The sequence below is a fragment of the Gloeocapsopsis sp. IPPAS B-1203 genome, from assembly GCF_002749975.1.
GTDB lineage: Bacteria > Cyanobacteriota > Cyanobacteriia > Cyanobacteriales > Chroococcidiopsidaceae > Gloeocapsopsis.
In genome coordinates this window covers 1-17977 of sequence record NZ_PEIG01000003.1, presented here as the reverse complement: position 1 = coordinate 17977, position 17977 = coordinate 1, and the positions used below count along the sequence as shown (strand labels likewise).

Sequence of the window (17977 nt, the reverse complement as noted above, 5' to 3'; positions counted from 1 at the left end):
GACCTCTGATCCCTGACCTCTGCTATATTCCTGCATTCGGTTGCAAAATCATTGCCCGAAAGTTAGTTCTTGTTTCAGGATTCAAGTACCGCTGATGGATACTTTGCCACTCTTGCCATGATTGGTAGTTTGCGCCTGTGAGTTGGTTTGCTAAATTGGGGAGATGATTCTTCATTTCTGAACGCAAAGAGTCTGTCATAAACTCAGACAGAATAAAGCTGTCTTGAATTTGACCTAAAATACTTTGAATCCGCTTGACTTCTTCGAGATAAGTATTGTAAGTCTCGCCATAAAAGTCATTGAAAACTTCCATTTGGTAACGGGTACGCTTTGCTTCTTTGCGTAAACTGTGGAGAAGATGACCATCATCTGCTAATTGCTGTTCTACCATAGCAGGCGAGAGGTCTTCTAAAATATGAATCTCACCGTCTTTCACTTCAGTACCAACTAACCAGCCAGGATGTAATAGTAATTGACTGACTTGTGGTGACAACAAATCTGGCAAGACTTCTTGAATTGGCATTTGAGCAATTCTATTATAAGTAGGTTGCTTGAGCCATTTTGTTAAAGACTGCTTGAGTGACTGGTAGGTGTCGCCTTCTAAAGTTGTTTTAACTTGAGCAAACGCTTGAGTACGTTTTTTATCTAGCTGAGTGAGGACTTTATCAAGAGATTTTTTTTCTTTTCCAGGCAAAGTTGGTTGATATTTCTTTTCTAATGCTTCGCGCAAGACATCTAAGTCGCGTAATTCACCTAGAGTGCGAGCAATACTACCAATTTTTTTTTCTTGTGCTGATTTGGGTAAGTCGATCGTTGGTGCAAATCCAGTTATCGCACTGCGGAGGCGACGCATCCCCACACGCATTTGGTGCAAGTCTTCAGGATGTTTGTCTTTCAGTACGTTCGCTTCGTGTTTGAGAAACTTCTCAAAGTGTTTCTGAATTGCTAATGAAGCCCAATCTCCAAGGGTATGAGCTTTGTTTGTACTTGTGATCATTTTAGGTACGCTCTTGAGTGGAATGACTCAAGCTCGATAAGAATGTGTGAGTAAACGGGGGTCGTGGCAATAGCCAAAGACATTTATTATAGATATTTTATGCATCTGATTGCCAATTGCTTAGCGAGTATGTAGTAATCTGTGACACTGACCACGGCGGGTTGGTTAAGTCGAGAGGACGAGACAGCCACAAAGCTTGTTCTGAAATTGTGACTTCACCAGTTGCAATGTTTTTGAGAAAAGGTTTACTTGTCCAGATTTGGCAACTACACAGTTGCTTTGGTTCTTTTAATTCGTAACCACCTTCAACTGGTTGGAGTTGAAAAAATTCGATATGCCAATGCGCTGGTTCTACACCTACATAGTCTGGAGTCGATCTTGATGTAGCATTTGATTCTTGACTATATAACTGATTCACTGCTCCAGGTAAAAAGTCAATGTCGAGTATTTCTGGTGTGAGGTTTTGTGTGTGGGCAAAATCTAAAACTTTCTGCCAATTGTAAACTGGTTCGCTGTCGGCAAGATTATGAGTTGATTGTTCGCCAAAACAGTGTCCTCCCCACAGCCAAATTAGCTTTGAGATAATTGCTTCTACACGAGGGCGATCGCTCTGCAATACCTCTAAGTCTTCTGGTAAAATTACTCGCCCTGGAACACACCACCAATATTCCCAGTTTGTATTATTGTCGATGGGAATGATCCGTTTAACGATTCCTGGAATGCGATCGCGCTGTTGCTTCTCCCGAATTGTTGCAGGTGACTCTTGCAAAGGAGCAGCTACAAATGTTTCTAATTGATTTGCTAGAGGATGTTCCGGCGCAGCCATCATCTCTTCTGCGATGAACAGTTCTCCTGCAACCATAATGAGTCTCCGGTAAATGCCTGAGGTATATTATCTTATTTTAAAGATTAGAGCATTTCTATCACATCTGAACAGCTTTTTAGGTTAATTTAAGTTGCATTTTATACAAAAATAGTGTTCTGCAAACTACTTTATACTAACAGCGTATATTTAATAGGCTTGAGAAAATAACGAGGCTTAGTTAGTTCTTTTATGATTTGAGAAAAGATTAATATAGCTAAAAGATTACACCCTAAAAGTTTAGAAATATAAGTTCTGTATCCATTTGCGGCATATGATAGTTATTTTGTCAAGTTAAATGACATTATCTAAAATAGTGATAGTTTAATTAAATAATTAAAGATAGTTAAAAAATGATTAATAACTCTAATTCAAATCAAATCATTCTTCGCTTTGAAGATGAATTTAGAGAACATCGAAAAGACCTCTCCGCAGTGCGCTTAACTTCTAATAAGTATCTCTGGTTAGGTTCAGATGAAACATCATCTATTGAGCGTCTGACATATAACTCAGATTTACATTTGTTCACGGAGCACAAACAATTTCGGGTTAAAGATTATCTAGATTTACCAGCACCAGAAGATCAAGAAATTGATATAGAAGGGATGGCTTATGTAGAACCTTATTTATGGTTTGTTGGTTCTCACAGTTGGAAACGCAAAAAGCCAAAACCTGATAAAACAACTGAAAAAAACGTTTCTCGCCTGACAAAGTTAGAGTCAGAAGCAAATCGTTATTTACTAGGACGGATTCCTTTAATCAACGGTGAATTACATAAGTCCTTCACTCAAGAAGGTACTGAAATTACTGCTGCTAAATTAGAAATTACGCCACGCGGCAATTTATTAATGGATGCTTTAGTAGACGATCCACATCTAGGCTCTTATATAGATGCAACAATTCCTGGTAAAGAAAATGGATTTGATATTGAAGGTTTAGCTATTTATGAAAATCGCATCTACTTAGGAATGCGAGGTCCAGTATTACGTGGTTGGGCTGTCATGTTAGAGATCGAAGTAGAAAATAGCACTCCAGAAACGTTAACTCTAAAATCAATTGGTGCAGAGGGCAAGCAGTATAAAAAACATTTTATTAATCTTAACGGTTTAGGAATTCGGGATTTGTGTTTAGATGGGGAAGATTTATTATTGTTAGCAGGACCCACGATGGATTTAGACGGTCCTGTAAGGATATATCGTTTAGAGCATGGCGTTCATTTGTCTGAAAATAGTTTGTCACAACCCCCAATAGAGCTAGATATTCCGTATGGAGATGGAGACGATCATGCCGAAGGCATAACTTTATTTGATGAAATTAATTCTAAACATTCTTTACTAGTTTTGTATGATGCACCAGCGCAGTCTCGTTTACAAGGAGAGGGAGACGTAGTTGCAGATATATTTCATCTTGAACTTGAAAATGATTAATTTTATTGATTAGAAGATGAGCAGGCTACTTATATAAGAACCTGAGAATTGAGGCTCGTTGAGTTTTATGATTTACTGCACTTATATTCCGCGATCGCCTCTATCGCAGTTTGTGGAGTTTTTCTGGTTTCGAGAAGGGTACAACGTGCCAAAGGCACAAGCACGGTTACTGCCAACTGGTTCAATGGAATTAGTGATTAACTTGCGCGAAAACTCAATTCCTCTGTTTGATCGATCTAGTAGAGTACAGTATGGTAATGCACGCGGCAGCATGATTTGTGGACCACATTCCAAAAGCTTTATTGTCAATGTTAACAGTGAGGTTTGCGTGATGGGTGTCCACTTTAAGCCAGGTGGAGGTATTCCGTTTTTTGCTGTACCTGCCAAAGAATTACATAACAAGATTCTATCGTTAGACGAATTGTGGAATCACCGCGCTATAGCACTACGCGATCGCCTACTCGAAGCCTCAACCATTAAGACTCGTTTCCTCGTTTTAGAGCAGTTCTTCTTAAGTTTGATCCAATTGCCCGAACATCATGCAGCCGTTGATTTTGCGTTACAGCAATTTGAGCGATCGCATACATCTACAGTCGCTACAGTAACTCAGCAAACTGGTTTTAGTGCTCGTCATTTTAATCAACTCTTTCGTGATCGCGTTGGGCTAACTCCTAAGTTGTTTTGTCGGGTGCAACGCTTGCGCCAAATCCTCAATCTATTATCAGAATCATCTGCCGATTGGATAGATATAGCTCTATCCTGCGGCTATTTTGACCAAGCACACTTCATTCATGACTTTCGTAGCTTTGCAGATTGTACTCCCACGGATTACCTCAAACACAGAGGTCTTCATCCTCAACATATAGTGCTGCCTAATTGAGGTCATTTTTTTACAATCCTTCTGTATTGGTTATACGCCACAATGCAAGATGCTGAGACGGGAGCAACGCTTAATGAATTCATCACCAATTGTTTTCTCAGGCAACAAAAATAGTGATATTTATGCGATCGGTCGCTACATTGCGAATCATATTACGGAAAACTGGCAAACTCTTCTTCTCAAAAATCAGGATAAGTTGCTAAAGACATTTAACAAAGCGGGTGACATGGCATATGGAGCATATTGCTACAAGCTGTTTCGCCCTATTCACCAACAGCTTAAACATGCTGGTTTGCACCCCATGCCTTGGTTCCCTGGGGATTTCAACATCTCAAGAGAATGGGGTAATGCCAACCAAAGCGATCAGCAGCGATGGATGTGGAGCACAATTACATCAAACGAAGGAAAGGCACTAGGAACAATCGTCACAATTATCTTTCACGATCACACCCAGTTTCGCCTCCCTCGTCAACCGCAAGTAATTGCTTTAACAGAAACTAGCAAGGAAGCAGTTGTTGAAGCACTGTCAAAGCGTTCCACCGATTTCAAAAATGCACTTGAATTTCAGATTGAATATGCAGAATATCTGCAAAGCTTAGAAAATCAAGGTTGAAGCAGTTAAGGGTAGACTCATTTCGCACAGATGCAGAGGTTAAGGAATGCTGTACAGATTTCGGTTCAGGGTTAATGAGTCTCTATAGTAGATACCCTGCGTGAAGAGAATTGCGAATGAATTCGCAGCTTTTAGTTTACGAAGGTACACTTTGCCTGGATAGCCCCGACTTCAGTCGTAGGGCATCTGTGATTCATGCAGGAGGTCTAGTCTCCTGCGATCTATCTTCAGAATTTAGATGATGCTAACGATATCCAGTTGCATCTGCGGGTTTACCAACAGCCTCAACCTCACAAATATAGCGCCAAGCATCAGGCTGCGAGCCATCCAAATCTGTAAAGCCATAGACTTTTGCTAGTTGACCACTGGATAGCGACTGACCATTCCAGCGAGCAACGTCTGGATCTCCAGCAAGACATGCTACAGCACGACCAATGTAATGAGGGGTTTCAGAAATAACAAAGTGAGGTTCTTTTGCAGTTGCATCTTGCCAGTTGGCTTCGCTTACCTCGAAATGATCTAACATGATTTCTGATCGCAACCATCCTGGAGTCAGTGCAACAGCTGTGCATTGATGAGGTTTAAGCTCTTGTGCCAGTGCCCAAGCCATGCGAATTACTGAGGTTTTTGCTAGATCGTAGAACAGCGATAGTCGGTAGTTTTTGTTGTTGTATTCTGCTGTACCATCAGTGATTTCAACGACTAAACCACCTGGATTTTTGATTAAAAGCGGCAGCGCAAAGTGGCTGGTGACGATATGCGTGTCAATTGCCAGTCTGAACAACCGCAGTCCCTTTTCTAGAGAAAGTTGCCACACGGGCTGATGAAACTCCGCCAGATATTCTCCACCAATATCATTAACCAAGATATCCAGCCGACCTTGCTCGCTGTCAATGCGTGCTACCAAAGCTTGAACCTGTGTTGGATCGAGATGATCGACCTGAACAGGTATACCATGACCTCCTGCTTGATTCACTAAATCTGCCGTCTCTTCAATAGTTTCAGGACGGTTGTACTCGGAGCGTTGAGCGTGGGTAGTTCTACCTGTGGCATAAACAATTGCTCCAGCTGCACCTAATTCAGTGGCAATACCGCGACCTGCACCGCGCGTTGCTCCTGCAACTAAAGCCACTTTGTTCTTCAGTGCTTGATTTATCATCTAAACCTCCTCCGTTTCTACTTGGGGAAGTAGACATCAATTAGCGATCGCAACTATCTGTTGTCAGGCACTGTCAAGTGCGATCGCTGGTAATTGTCAACGAAATTTATCCTCAAGCGCAGCGCGCAACTCTTATTGCTTGCGCTGATAGTTCGCAATCATAAACTTGTGCCACTCTCCGTCATCACCCAACACGTGAGAAGTCATTACTCGATGATCGTCGCTCTTAAACTCAATTGCATCCTTGTACTTCGCCATCTTTCCTTCACCATTCATTGCAGGTGCTTCGGTGTTAAGAGTCAACACTCTTTCCGCTGCATCTAGTTCACCGTCGTACACCCAAAGGTGAGTCATCATCGATCCAATCCAAGTGCCCACATAACGCTGCTTTTGCGGATCGTAGCCAAGTGTCATCATTATTGTTGCAGTACCACAGCCAGGCATCTCACCCTGCCCTTCGGCTAGAATCCAAAGTCCTTTAAGCGATCGCACACTTTCAGTTCCTGTAGCTTTTTCCGGAGGCTGATCTAGTTCCATCCTCACCTCTGTTTCATATGTCCAATCGCCAACAAGCTTCTGTAGCCAGTAGTGTTCGTTCTGTAGTTCAGTTTTCATTGCTGACTCCTATTATGCTTTCTTTGTCTCTATTCGTTTCACCGTCATCTCTAATTCATCAGACGGCTGGCTAGGAGTTAATCATCCACGGAATGCCAAATTGATCGACAAGCATCCCAAAACTGGCAGACCAAAAGGTCTCCTGCATAGGCATCCGCACTGTCCCGTTTTCAACTAATGCCTGAAAAATGCGCTCTGCTTTTACTGGATCGTCAATATCGAGTAATACAGAACAACCTTTTGTTTCTTCATACTGTTCAGGTGAGCAGTCAGAACCCATTAAAACTCGGTCGTCTACAATTAGGCTGGCATGTATAATTTTGTTGCGCCATTCCGACGGCACTTCCTCTGCCATTGGTGACTCGCCATAGCTCATCATCTCTTCGATTTTGCCACCCAGGCACTGTTCATAAAACTTGAACGCTGTCTCGCATTGTCCGTTGAAAGTCAGATAGGGATTCAACTGCATCGTGCGCTCCTTATGACTAATTGATGATTAGGTTTGATGAATTACAGATGCCCTTTGACTGAAGCCAGGACTACCGATAAGTACGCCTCCGCACGCTAAAATAAGAGTCTTGAGCGGTAAGGCAGCCATTATCTGTAATTCATAGTGGTGGACTATCTAGTAGCGGTGGATTCATTTATCAATCATTCATGCAAGAGATTTATTAAAGAATTTACTTGCATAAAATGGTGTAGCTGCTTAAAACCCGAATAGTACAATTGTACTATAAAATATGAGATTGACTTAACAGCGAAATATTTCTTAAGAAAGACGTACCAAGTCAGTTCGTTTTCCAGCAGCAGTATTTAAGGGCGCATCTATCGGTTAGGGGAGTACAGCGAAAGCGATAAATTTTCATTAGAGAACAAAGCGTCAAATCGTTGATTAATCCAAGCGAGTCGTAGATGGCAAGTGATTGAATCCGTCTTCACTCCAGCGCATCCCAGTTCCCTTAAAGCGCTGCTGGATCATCCATTTACAAGCACTCTCTATCATGCCGCTACCAATGGGCAACCCCATCTGCTTGAAGGAAAGGAGCGATACTGAATGTGGTCAAGGTGGAGCTTTAAGTAATCTCGCACCTGGCACAAAATGGATCTGGTCGCTTCGGCGGTATTTTTAGACTTGCGATAACCTTTCCAGTTTTTTAATAATGCCTTTGCCGAAACCGTGACGCAACCGATGGCGCAAGCTAGCAAACCACTGTTGAAGAGTTCGTGCAGGATTGCCATCTTGATAAGCAGTTGCAACTTGCCACAGATGTTGTGCCGCATGATAGAAATCTAAGATGCCAACAGTACACCCAGCAAAATAGTCTCGATAGAGCCGCCAAAAGCCGCGTGCGCCATCGGAAATCCAAACGACTTGCGTTGCTTCGTGCCCTACCGCAGCACTTCGAGTTGTAGACGAGGTTCTAAGTGATCAATATCTCCGAGACTTGCCACGCTCCGCCGCTGGTACAATCGAGTTACCGTTGCATCTGTTTGGGTTTGATGTTTGCCTAGACGAGCTAATAGTGCTATTTTCACTTCTCGCCATACAATCTTGCCTTTTGCGGTTTTAGGATGTGGACGAAACGGAACAGTTACCCCATCGGCAGCAATCATCAAAGGCATTGTTAGGAACGTTTCATCAAGCGACTCTGCTTGAATTGCTTGCCCTTCTGCTAGCTGTTGAAGGTGCAATTTCAAGGTTTCGACTGCTTGTTGTCCAGCAGCTTGTACCCAGTTCCAAGGGGTACCATCACTCACTTGAATGCCGCTCAACTGCTCAAGCAGCCAAGCAGAGAGTTCATAGGGTAGAAATACAGCAAGTAGACATCCCAAACGCATAAGTTCAGATGAGGTTTGTTGATAGGGGTGAACTTCAAGCAAACTGTCAAGCGGTACACTCTGGCTTCCTAAACAACGATGGGGATATCTTCCCACTCGCCGCTTCCATGCGACTTGCCCCACCAGTGTTAATATTTTTCGCTTCATTAAACCTTTGCTCACCAATTGTGTTCCACAGGTTGAACAGTAACTCCATTGCGTTAATCTTTGGGCACGTTCATCTAATTGTTGACAAATAATTTCTCTTGCTAACCACATCCCCATTTGCCATGCCATTAGCACAAGTGTAGCCAGCGTAATTGATGCTCTGAGCCTTTGACACAATGCTTGCCATTCTGCACTGTTGGGAAGCATCTCTTCGACAGTAATAATCATAAATTTCATTAGAAATTAAAGATTTATGTAGCTTCTCGTCATCTAGCTTCAATTAAAATTCCTGAAACTAATCTTTAGTGCTCTTTACTAATAACTAACCGAATGCTCAATAAAATTGTTAATAACCCAACAATGACACCAAAGTTAACAGGTTCACTAAGTAGCATTTTTCCAAACAACAAACTGAAGACAGGAATTAAAAAAGTGACGGTTGCTGCTGGAGTTGCACCTGCATTAGAAATGAGTTGAAAGTAGAGTAAATAGGCAAACGCCGTACACACAGTTGCAAGTGTGACTACTGCAAGAATAACTCCGCTAGAGGGAATAGTACTGGGAATAGATACGAAAGTAGCAGGAAAGAGCAAAACACTTGAACCAATTAACTGCCCGATTGCAGTTTCAGTTGCTCGATTATCCATGAATTTGCGACGAGCATATACAGCAGCAATACCATAAAAGAGCGCTGCAATTAAGGCTGATATCCATCCGATAATGACTGGTAACGATAGTGACAAAGGACTCCATCCGACTAGGATGGCAACTCCGACAATGCCAAGCAATAACCCCACAATTTTTCGTCTATCTAATGGTTCTTTAAGCCAAATAGCCGCTATGATTGCTGTAAACAAAGGAGTTGTCGCATTGAGAATTGCTGCAATCGATGCATTCAGATTAGCAACAGCAATTGCAATCAATATGAAAGGAATTGCGTTGTTTAATAAACCCAATAGAAAATAGGACAGCCAACGGGTCTTGAGATTGGGAAGTTGTTGCGTAAACAATCCATACAAACTCAATGCACATGCCGCAACAATGACTCGTAAGCTGATGGTGAAGAACACTCCTAAAGCAGGAACTGTAATTCGGATGAATAAATACGAACTTCCCCAGAGCGCGGCTAGTAAAAATAGCCGTGCTAAATCAATTGGTTTCATTGTTGAAATGGTTGAATTACTGAATGATCTCGTTGCCTGGTAATTCTCCAGTACGCTCTAGTTCCAACAGCAATCGTTTTCGCCACAGTCCACCGCCGTATCCGGTTAACTGTCCATTTTTGCCAACCACGCGATGGCAAGGAATAAGAATGTTGATCCGATTCATTCCATTCGCTCTAGCTACGGCACGAACTGCCGTTGGTTGATTGATGTGTTGCGCCAACTCATCGTAAGAGATTGTTTTTCCGTAGGGGATGCGCTGTAGCTCTGACCAAACTTGTTCTTGAAACGCAGTACCGCCAAGCACTAAAGGAATCGTAAACTTGGTCAATTTACCCACAAAATAACGAGAAAGTTCATCTCGCAAACACTCGATATGAGAATTGGTGACAGGCAGAACTGGATAGCCAAACCGTTTACGAATTGTGGCATAGTTATGCTCTAGCATTCGCCTATCGGTGTATTCGATCAAACATACGCCTTCACTGACTGCACCAACCAGCAATGCTCCTAGCGGTGTTTCTAACATTTGCGTTGCAATAAAATCACTGCTTTGGCTTTGCCCTGGCGGAACACCAAAGACTTTACTGAAGGCTTCTCTAAAACCACTATGAGATTCATATTGATTCGTGAAGATAACATCATCGAGTGTGGTTCCCGCTCGGATTTGAATGAAAGCATTCGCCAAGCGTCGTCCGCGACACCATTCTACAAACGTCATGCCGTAATACTCTCGAAACCAGCGTCGGACTCGTTCAGGAGTCAGACCCAGCGAACGAAGCTCTGTGGCTGTGATTTTGGCATCGGGTGAAGTTTCCACGCGCTGCATCAACGTTGCAACCCAATCTGGCAATGTCCCATACACTTCTAATGGATGACATCGTTTGCATGGACGATAACCCGCAAAAACAGCATCCCGAATCGTTGGAAAAAATTCAATGTTCTCCGGTTTCGGGCGGGCAGGACAAGAGGGGCGACAGAAAATACCTGTGGTACGGACGGCCACAAAAAACACACCATCATAACTAGCGTCCTTACGATAAAACGCTTGCTCCATCTCGATGTGTGATGGCGAGAGCTTCAAAGTCATTTGAACCGTTACATCACTTGATTCCATGTCAGCTATTTTTACAACCCAAAAGAATTACTGTCTACCGAAAAAGCGACATGACGTTCAGATTACCGGCAACTTCAGCAACCACCATCGAATTGAAATAGTGACGGCTATACTTCCCCAACTGCTGGATACGCCCGTATTTAAGTGTCGTAGCTGACTAGAAGTATCACGCTATGAGATCTATGCAACATAGGGCACAACAAAAAGTTCTGGTACTGTGCCATATCTTATTAATCCAACTAGAGAAAATAGTAGGCTCAATTCTTATGGTGTAGTAGCTAAAGCAAGCCTAGGAATAAATATTAGTACAAGTGCAAAGAAGAATAGTGTATTTGTTATTTTACAGCAGTAAATGGTTAAAGATTAAAACTCTTACATAAGATTAAAGTAAGCTAAGTTGATTAATTAACGAATTCCAGCGAATAAATATTTCTTAAAACTTATAAAAAATATTCAATCATCACTGTAGCTAGAAAATAAATTCAAAAGCGATTAATCATTATCTGCAAATCTAATTTTATGCAAAACTAGATTAATACGACTTTTATGATTGCAAGGTATGAAAAACATAGGAAAAATTGAATCACGCGACGAGCGTCGTTCGCGTTCTCAAGGAAAAAGCAGGGAATATGAAGATATATTGGTTGTTGGTCAACCACGGCAAATCTCCTTAAAAAATCTTGCACCTTTTGAGGAAGCAATTGTTAGTTTCAAAACACAGGGAGAAATTGAAGTTTACTCTAATGCAGAACTTATTGATACAAACTCAATAATTCCTCTTAAGCAAATTTCACAGATTACCCTTTTAGCGAGAACCTTTAGCGATCGCCCAAAAGACCGCTGTTTACAGATCATCTTCCAAGATGATGTTGGTCACCCACTGAGTCAAGTTCAACTTAAGCTAACCTGTCTTCAGATTTGTCTGGATGTGGATGCAGATCGAGACGGGATTGTTGAAGAAAATAATCCTCATAAAGGAGATTGGCAATGGGGAAGTAACGGTCATGGTGCAATCTTAATAGTTAACGCTGATCGCGATCTTGTTCATTCTGGAGGTCAATATGATGAAAATAATATTAGTGGGCTACTGGATCTGAAAGATTTGAGCTTTATGATCGTTCGCAGAGTTGGTTTAACAGAGTTACCTCGTGGTTGCGAAATTTATTTATCAATTAGCCAAGATGTTGCAAAAAGAATTTGTATTTATGATGAACTTGGTAAGAGGGGTAATGAGTTAATTGGAACAAAGACAAAAGCAAAAATTAAAGTTACTGATAGAGATATTCTATTAGCTGTCAAGGCGTTAAGTTATCCTGACATTGATTTCGATGGCATAGTTGAAATTAATTTAACTCTGGCAAAAGATGGAGAAACAATTTATAGCGATCGCGTGGTTTTTCGAGTTGCTCCTTGGATGATGACTCCTAATACCTTATCCCCAATAACTGTCTTTGTTTCTCGTTTGTCTAAGGGAGATAATGAAGAATTTATCGAAGAACTGAGAAAAGTTGTTGGTAAAGCGAATGCACAATTAGATCCTGTTCCGTTTGAGTTTCATAAAGACGATCCTTGGATGCGAGATGAAATTGAAATTGGTTACACTCAAGCACCAGGAAAATTCATTCACGTAGTCCTTGATTCACCGCGCGATCGCGGTTTAGATCATTTTGTCAAACGCAAACTAATAGGAAGTGATTTTGGATATGTGATTCGCAAAAGTCGTCATTCAGCAACAAAGCTAGACTCTTTTGGGAATTTAGAAGTTTCTCCACCAGTCACTGTAAAAGGTGTTCATTATCCCTTTGGTCGTCTGATATTTGGAGGAACGCGTAACGACATCATTCAAAAACCACGTCGCAAGTTAAAAGTTTTGCGAAACTTCTTTTTTGCCCAGAAGATCCAAGCCCCCCTAGAAATCTTTTCTGATTGGCTAAGTGTAGGGCACATAGACGAATTTATGACTTTCGTTCCTGCTCCTACGTACAAAGGATTTAAACTGCTTTTAGCTAGTCCTGACAAGTGCTATGAACTTCTCTACCACTTACGAGATGAAGGACATTCTCAGGTGTTGTTGCGACAAGGAAAACAACTTTATAAAAAGCCTGCCGATATTAGTGTGGTAGATATTCTTGAAAATCAGGAATTAGCTCATCAAAACCAACAATATCAAGAACATATTAACTGGAATCGAGAGATTCTTAAACACGAGTTAGATTTAAGTGAAGAAGATATTATTGATATACCTGCTTTGTTCCAGAATGATGGTGATAACCGAGCAGAAACTTTTTTCCCCAACATGGTTAATATGATTGTTCTTGATCAGCATCTTGCTATCCCTAAACCATTTGGACCTCATATTGATGCTCAATGTCAATTTGAAGCTTATGTTAAAGCAGTTTTGGAACCTTTGGGTTTGATTTGTCACTTTATCGATGATTGGGACCCTTATTTTCGAGGAGGAGGGGAAATTCATTGTGGTACCAATACTAGCCGAAAACCTTTTACTCAAAAATGGTGGGAGATTGAACCGACATTTTTCAGGAATCCTGAATAAAAAGTGCATTTGATACATAGTTCGAGAGCTTGTTTGAGTAAAGTTTCTTGTTTTTAATGACTCTCTATTTAAAATAGACAATGGAATTTCAAGATATAAGTTTGATCGAGGGGTATCACGCCCATGTATACTTCGACGAGACAACCGTTGAGCAAGCAAAAGCTTTGTGTGAAGAAGCGGGTAAGCTATTTCAAGTAACCGTGGGTCGGATGCACCATAAAAACGTTGGACCACATCCAAGTTGGAGTTGTCAGCTAGCTTTTGATCGTACCAACTATGCAGATCTGCTATCTTGGCTGGCGCTCAATAGAAAAAGTTTAACGATTTTGATTCATCCTTTAACAGGAAATGATTTAAAAGATCATACTGATTATGCTTTGTGGATGGGAGAACCACAGGCTTTAAAACTTGATGTGCTTTAGCGTGCCAAGGTTAAGTAGAAGAAAAAGCGATCGCTTGTTATTTGCTCCTGTAAGGACGCACTCAGTTGTAAAATGATTCTATGACTGACTCATCAGATAAAGAAGCAATTATAGCGGTCAATGAAGCTTTTTACCGTGTCTTCTCCAACAGGGATATCGGTAGTATGAGGCTCATCTGGTGGCAAGGCGCAACGAGTTTGTGCATTCACCCAGGTGGAAAAGTTTTGATGGGATGGGAGTCGATTCAAGCCTCTTGGGAATCTATCTTTCGCAATACTAATTCTCTAGAAATAGATATAGAAGTTATCAAAGTAGAAATTGACCAAGCCATTGCCTACGTAGTCGTTCAAGAAATCGTCTTGCAGTCGAGCCGAGGTAGAAAGGTAAAAGCACCATCCCTAGCAACGAATATCTTTCAAAAGATGGCACAACAATGGTACTTAATTCATCATCATGGTAGTCCAATTGTGCGCTAGCTCTATCAGTTGTACGCTAAACGAAGTTAAGAGGGATGAGGAGCGAGGGGCAAGGGAATTCGCCTGGCTTTTAAGCAGGGGCTTGAAACCATTTAATGGGACTATTTTTTCTACGAATCTCTCAAAGAAACTCGCCCCTTTTCGGTCAGTAGAGATTTATGTTTCCCGATCTTTGTCAAAGAGTGTACACATTCAGAGCACTTATGTGCGTTGCGGACTTAACTGAAGAATAATTTCATCGTGTTGACCTGCGACTGAATGCGCAAATCGTTGTGCTAGAGGCGGGATGATGACTAAAGGATTGCTAAAACCAGAGAAGATGTGGATACCCTCGAAGTTGGAAATAGCACCTATTAAAGGTAAGTGATCGCTACTAAAGGCAACAAGGCAATGATGCCACGTTCCTGGTAAGTTTTTGAGTTTTGGTAAAATTTTGCCAATACTGTCTCTGAGGGCAGCTTCGCTACTCATCGCATCAATGGGTGCAAAGGGTTCTGCGATTATACGACTGATTTGACCAAGGTATAAGTGGCGATCGCGAAATTGAATTGCCCCTGCATCCAGAATTGGTGGTAACGGTTCCCCCATGACATCCCACATGTTGTCTGTTGTCGATTCAGCTTCTAAGCGAAACCTTTGCAAATCCGCCGGCATAACAAGAGTACGCAACTCAATATCAACAGGTGGAGTTGCAATAATTTCTGCATGAGTAAAATATACCGGAACAGAAATTCCGGCTGATTTAAGTAATGCGCGACTAAAGCCACCTGCACACACTACAGTATTTGCAGATTGGTAAGTATTGGTTTTCGTCTTCACTCCTGTAACGCGTTGACCTTCTCGCAGCAACTCCCACACCTGCCCTACATACATTGTCCCACCAGTACGTAAGAATGCTTGGATATATGCTTCAGCAAGTTTTGCTGCATGGATGTGACCGTGTTTAACTGTAAGCGCCCCAGCGATCGCATCTTTATTCAGTAGTGGTTCCAACTCGCAAGCTTCCTCTACACTCAGTAATTGTGGTGGATTAGCAAACTTTGCATAAGACGCTGCTATCACTTCAAGATTTTCATCTCGGTCAATGGTTAGAAGCAGATCTAATTCGCGAAACTCAGTATCTGCCTTTAACTCCTGAGATAATAAACGATGACGAGCAATGCCTTCATCACATAGTTGTTTAGTTAAATCTGTTGTCCCCGACCAATATGCTAAGCCACCATAGCTATAATAAGTAGCATTGTGTGGTGTTGCTTCTTTTTCGAGAAGTAACACACTAAAGCCTTGTTTGACTAGCTCATAGCTTAATGCCGCACCTGTAATTCCACTGCCGATCACAATCCAGTCGTAAGTTTTCATCAGGAGTGTTCTTTATTAACTAACTGACCTGAGTGAAATGGATTAAACTCTCTATTGCTCCTGAATCATACCTTACTTATTACCTATCCTAAAATATCATGAGTAAGTTTATGCTTTGGCAAGGTTTGTCAACAATAGATTTGCATTCTTATTCAATATTATCTAATTGACGTCAGCATTGGTGTAATAACGGAGAGGGGGAGATTCGAACTCCCGGAAGCTTTCACTTCATCCGATTTCAAGTCGGACGCAATCGACCACTCTGCCACCTCTCCCAATCGGTTTTTAGCTTTTGGCTATTAGCCATAATACATTCTATCAGCTATACGGTTTGCATTAAAGAGTTATTTTCTTGATAAAGAACTTGTTCAGAAGCTATTTTGTAATTTTGATTTATCCACACCAAGGAAACTTGAGTGACAACAGCACCTTGTAAGTCAACAAGCGAAAAGTTTCGCTGGCGATCGCTTCCTATTTGCACTATACGAGGCACACTAGCTGCATTTAAATAAACTGTTCCTTCTGTAACAGTAATAGCTTTACGCATTTGCTGTGTATGACGGAGTTTGTGGTGCATATGACCAAAAGTCACCAAGGGAATGTTTTTGCCTGCTGCACGGGTTTGAGCGATCGCTGCAGCTAAGTCAGGATCGCCAAAGTCGCCACCTAATGGTTGCCAATCCTTACCACAGGGATCTTCAGCACGATCGCCTAGTCCAAATGGACCATTATGTCCGAGAAAAATAATGTTATTATGATGCGCACTTTCTGCTGCTGCTACCATCAAAGCGGTAGACTCCGCAAAATTTGTAACGCCAAACCGTTCTTTGTAAAAACTTGCATTTTTCCAGGTTGTCCCTCCCCAGCTAAAAGGGCGGCTACCGACAACGCTGAGACCTAACTCTGGAAAGTCACGTTTTTGATAGCCTACATGGTTTTCTCCGAATAAATCAATCTGTTGCTGTACCCAGTCTTCTTGTTCTCGGTTGTAGGGACACTTCTTTCTTCCCCAGTCTGTAGCAGTATACCAAGCATCGTGATTGCCAAAAACTGCTGCTTTAGGAATATCTAAGGAAGCGATCGCCCGAACTACTTCTACTGACTCATTACCAAAATCACCCACAAATAGTACTAAATCTACACCCAATTGTTGTAGTGCAATGCCATCTGCTGCTTCCCATTGGTCGTGAATATCTCCAACTACAGCAATTTTTAACTGTTTGTGTGTCTTCTGACTGGTCATGTGCTACTTATTCCTTGCCTTGTCCTTTTCCAGGATAGAAAAGCTTGCCTATATTTGACATAGTGATTTCAAATAAAGCTACTTCCAAATTTGCCGTGCAAATTACAGTTTTAGTGAAATTTACTATAATTATGGAGATGACTTGTTAACTTAGGCAATCTTTAACTGTGTTTACAATTGCACCTGCCTCGACGAAACCACCAGTTGATTTATTTGCAGCAATTCAGGAATTAAAAGGTAAAATGAATGCTGTTATTCTGGCACATTATTACCAAGAGCCAGAGATCCAAGATATTGCTGACTATATTGGTGACTCATTAGGGCTTTCTCGTCAAGCAGCCAGCACAGATGCTGATGTCATCGTCTTTGCCGGTGTCCATTTTATGGCGGAAACGGCTAAAATTCTTAACCCAGACAAGCTTGTCCTGTTACCTGATTTAGCTGCAGGATGTTCTTTAGCTGATAGTTGTCCGCCAGAAGCGTTTGCAGCATTCAAAGCGGTACATCCAGATCATTTAGTAATTTCTTACATCAACTGCACTGCCGAAATTAAGGCAATGAGCGACATTATTTGTACTAGTTCCAATGCAGTTGACATTGTCAATCAAATTTCAAAGGAGCAACCGATTATATTTGCCCCAGACCGCAACTTAGGACGATATGTGATGGAGCAAACAGGGAGAGACTTGCTACTTTGGCAAGGGAGTTGTATCGTACATGAAACATTTTCCGAACGTAAAATAGTACAGTTAAAAGTTGAGTATCCTGAAGCGGAAGTCATTGCACATCCAGAGTGCGAAAGCGCTATTTTACGTCATGCTAATTATATTGGTTCTACAACTGCTTTATTAAAATACTGTCAGCAAAGTGAAAAGCAAGTTTTTATTGTAGTGACAGAACCAGGAATTATTTATCAAATGCAAAAGTTACAACCAAGTAAAACTTTTATTCCTGCGCCTCCAGTCAATAACTGTGCATGTAACGAGTGTCCTTACATGCGGTTAAACACTTTAGAAAAACTTTACTGGGCAATGAAACATCAAACTCCAGAAATTAACCTAAGACAAGAAATTAGTTTAGCTGCCTTGAAACCTATGCAGAGAA

Annotated in this window: 16 protein-coding genes, 1 tRNA gene and 1 pseudogene; 7 read left to right on the top strand and 11 right to left on the bottom strand. The window is 41.5% G+C overall.

The features are described from left to right. Nucleotides 1-22 precede the first annotated feature (22 nt). Together CSQ79_RS06185 and CSQ79_RS06180 are read right to left on the bottom strand one after the other, a co-directional pair. Nucleotides 23-997, bottom strand: coding sequence for a CHAD domain-containing protein (locus tag CSQ79_RS06185; protein WP_099700327.1), 975 nt, complete (start codon nt 995-997; stop codon nt 23-25). A gap of 97 nt (nt 998-1094) precedes the next feature. Beyond that, complete coding sequence (locus CSQ79_RS06180; protein ID WP_099700326.1) at nt 1095-1859, bottom strand: hypothetical protein; 765 nt, start codon at nt 1857-1859, stop codon at nt 1095-1097. A 353-nt stretch (nt 1860-2212) separates the two neighbouring features. Here CSQ79_RS06180 and CSQ79_RS06175 point away from each other — a divergent pair, with 353 nt between their 5' ends. The 3 genes from CSQ79_RS06175 (at nt 2213) to CSQ79_RS06165 (ending at nt 4779) form a co-directional block, all read left to right on the top strand. Beyond that, nucleotides 2213-3286: a DUF3616 domain-containing protein gene (locus CSQ79_RS06175; RefSeq protein WP_099700325.1), complete on the top strand. Its 1074-nt coding sequence runs from the start codon at nt 2213-2215 to the stop codon at nt 3284-3286. Nucleotides 3287-3353: 67 nt separating this feature from the next. Continuing rightward, the gene (locus tag CSQ79_RS06170) at nt 3354-4166 is read left to right on the top strand and encodes a helix-turn-helix transcriptional regulator (RefSeq protein WP_099700324.1); all 813 of its coding nucleotides are present in this window, start codon (nt 3354-3356) and stop codon (nt 4164-4166) included. A 73-nt stretch (nt 4167-4239) separates the two neighbouring features. Then, nucleotides 4240-4779, top strand: a complete 540-nt coding sequence (locus tag CSQ79_RS06165) for a DUF6022 family protein (protein WP_099700323.1) — start codon at nt 4240-4242, stop codon at nt 4777-4779. 244 nt (nt 4780-5023) lie between these two features. On the opposite strand, the gene CSQ79_RS06160 is transcribed toward CSQ79_RS06165, so the two are convergent. The 6 genes and pseudogenes from CSQ79_RS06160 to CSQ79_RS06135 all read right to left on the bottom strand — a co-directional run bounded on the left by CSQ79_RS06160 (nt 5024) and on the right by CSQ79_RS06135 (nt 10792). Next, on the bottom strand, nt 5024-5938 hold the full coding sequence (locus CSQ79_RS06160; RefSeq protein ID WP_289500681.1) for an SDR family oxidoreductase: 915 nt from the start codon (nt 5936-5938) through the stop codon (nt 5024-5026). Between the two features lie 132 nt (nt 5939-6070). Then, nucleotides 6071-6553, bottom strand: a complete 483-nt coding sequence (locus CSQ79_RS06155; protein ID WP_099700322.1) for a DUF1579 domain-containing protein — start codon at nt 6551-6553, stop codon at nt 6071-6073. A 70-nt stretch (nt 6554-6623) separates the two neighbouring features. Then, on the bottom strand, nt 6624-7022 hold the full coding sequence (locus CSQ79_RS06150; protein WP_099700321.1) for a VOC family protein: 399 nt from the start codon (nt 7020-7022) through the stop codon (nt 6624-6626). Nucleotides 7023-7378: 356 nt separating this feature from the next. Further along, a pseudogene (locus tag CSQ79_RS06145) lies at nt 7379-8767 on the bottom strand (ISKra4 family transposase). Between the two features lie 74 nt (nt 8768-8841). Then, entirely contained in the window at nt 8842-9702 is an 861-nt protein-coding gene (locus tag CSQ79_RS06140) for a DMT family transporter (RefSeq protein WP_099700320.1), read from the bottom strand. Between the two features lie 16 nt (nt 9703-9718). Further along, on the bottom strand, nt 9719-10792 hold the full coding sequence (locus CSQ79_RS06135; protein WP_289500677.1) for a bifunctional transcriptional activator/DNA repair enzyme AdaA: 1074 nt from the start codon (nt 10790-10792) through the stop codon (nt 9719-9721). A 586-nt stretch (nt 10793-11378) separates the two neighbouring features. On the opposite strand from CSQ79_RS06135, the gene CSQ79_RS06130 reads away from it, so the two are divergent. The 3 genes from CSQ79_RS06130 to CSQ79_RS06120 all read left to right on the top strand — a co-directional run bounded on the left by CSQ79_RS06130 (nt 11379) and on the right by CSQ79_RS06120 (nt 14271). Next, nucleotides 11379-13373: a protein-arginine deiminase family protein gene (locus CSQ79_RS06130; protein ID WP_099700318.1), complete on the top strand. Its 1995-nt coding sequence runs from the start codon at nt 11379-11381 to the stop codon at nt 13371-13373. Nucleotides 13374-13453: 80 nt separating this feature from the next. Next, complete coding sequence (locus CSQ79_RS06125; protein ID WP_099700317.1) at nt 13454-13795, top strand: DOPA 4,5-dioxygenase family protein; 342 nt, start codon at nt 13454-13456, stop codon at nt 13793-13795. Between the two features lie 80 nt (nt 13796-13875). After that, nucleotides 13876-14271: a YybH family protein gene (locus CSQ79_RS06120; protein ID WP_099700316.1), complete on the top strand. Its 396-nt coding sequence runs from the start codon at nt 13876-13878 to the stop codon at nt 14269-14271. 201 nt (nt 14272-14472) lie between these two features. Here CSQ79_RS06120 and CSQ79_RS06115 read toward each other — a convergent pair whose 3' ends face one another. The 3 genes from CSQ79_RS06115 to CSQ79_RS06105 form a co-directional block, all read right to left on the bottom strand. Beyond that, nucleotides 14473-15630 (bottom strand): NAD(P)/FAD-dependent oxidoreductase, encoded by a 1158-nt coding sequence (locus CSQ79_RS06115; protein ID WP_099700315.1) that lies wholly within the window; start codon nt 15628-15630, stop codon nt 14473-14475. Between the two features lie 190 nt (nt 15631-15820). Next, nucleotides 15821-15905 (bottom strand) — tRNA-Ser (locus tag CSQ79_RS06110). 47 nt (nt 15906-15952) lie between these two features. Further along, entirely contained in the window at nt 15953-16873 is a 921-nt protein-coding gene (locus CSQ79_RS06105; RefSeq protein WP_099700314.1) for a TIGR04168 family protein, read from the bottom strand. A 167-nt stretch (nt 16874-17040) separates the two neighbouring features. On the opposite strand from CSQ79_RS06105, the gene nadA reads away from it, so the two are divergent. After that, on the top strand, nt 17041-17977 hold a 937-nt coding region (gene nadA, locus CSQ79_RS06100; protein ID WP_099700313.1), incomplete at its 3' end, for a quinolinate synthase NadA.

Excerpts from the sequence above, each read along its gene's own strand:
- CSQ79_RS06185 (WP_099700327.1), bottom strand. The coding sequence starts at position 997 with ATGATCACAAGTACAAACAAAGCTCATACCCTTGGAGATTGGGCTTCA.
- CSQ79_RS06180 (WP_099700326.1), bottom strand. The coding sequence starts at position 1,859 with ATGGTTGCAGGAGAACTGTTCATCGCAGAAGAGATGATGGCTGCGCCG.
- CSQ79_RS06175 (WP_099700325.1), top strand. The coding sequence starts at position 2,213 with ATGATTAATAACTCTAATTCAAATCAAATCATTCTTCGCTTTGAAGAT.
- CSQ79_RS06170 (WP_099700324.1), top strand. The coding sequence starts at position 3,354 with ATGATTTACTGCACTTATATTCCGCGATCGCCTCTATCGCAGTTTGTG.
- CSQ79_RS06165 (WP_099700323.1), top strand. The coding sequence starts at position 4,240 with ATGAATTCATCACCAATTGTTTTCTCAGGCAACAAAAATAGTGATATT.
- CSQ79_RS06160 (WP_289500681.1), bottom strand. The coding sequence starts at position 5,938 with ATGATAAATCAAGCACTGAAGAACAAAGTGGCTTTAGTTGCAGGAGCA.
- CSQ79_RS06155 (WP_099700322.1), bottom strand. The coding sequence starts at position 6,553 with ATGAAAACTGAACTACAGAACGAACACTACTGGCTACAGAAGCTTGTT.
- CSQ79_RS06150 (WP_099700321.1), bottom strand. The coding sequence starts at position 7,022 with ATGCAGTTGAATCCCTATCTGACTTTCAACGGACAATGCGAGACAGCG.
- CSQ79_RS06140 (WP_099700320.1), bottom strand. The coding sequence starts at position 9,702 with ATGAAACCAATTGATTTAGCACGGCTATTTTTACTAGCCGCGCTCTGG.
- CSQ79_RS06135 (WP_289500677.1), bottom strand. The coding sequence starts at position 10,792 with ATGACTTTGAAGCTCTCGCCATCACACATCGAGATGGAGCAAGCGTTT.
- CSQ79_RS06130 (WP_099700318.1), top strand. The coding sequence starts at position 11,379 with ATGAAAAACATAGGAAAAATTGAATCACGCGACGAGCGTCGTTCGCGT.
- CSQ79_RS06125 (WP_099700317.1), top strand. The coding sequence starts at position 13,454 with ATGGAATTTCAAGATATAAGTTTGATCGAGGGGTATCACGCCCATGTA.
- CSQ79_RS06120 (WP_099700316.1), top strand. The coding sequence starts at position 13,876 with ATGACTGACTCATCAGATAAAGAAGCAATTATAGCGGTCAATGAAGCT.
- CSQ79_RS06115 (WP_099700315.1), bottom strand. The coding sequence starts at position 15,630 with ATGAAAACTTACGACTGGATTGTGATCGGCAGTGGAATTACAGGTGCG.
- CSQ79_RS06105 (WP_099700314.1), bottom strand. The coding sequence starts at position 16,873 with ATGACCAGTCAGAAGACACACAAACAGTTAAAAATTGCTGTAGTTGGA.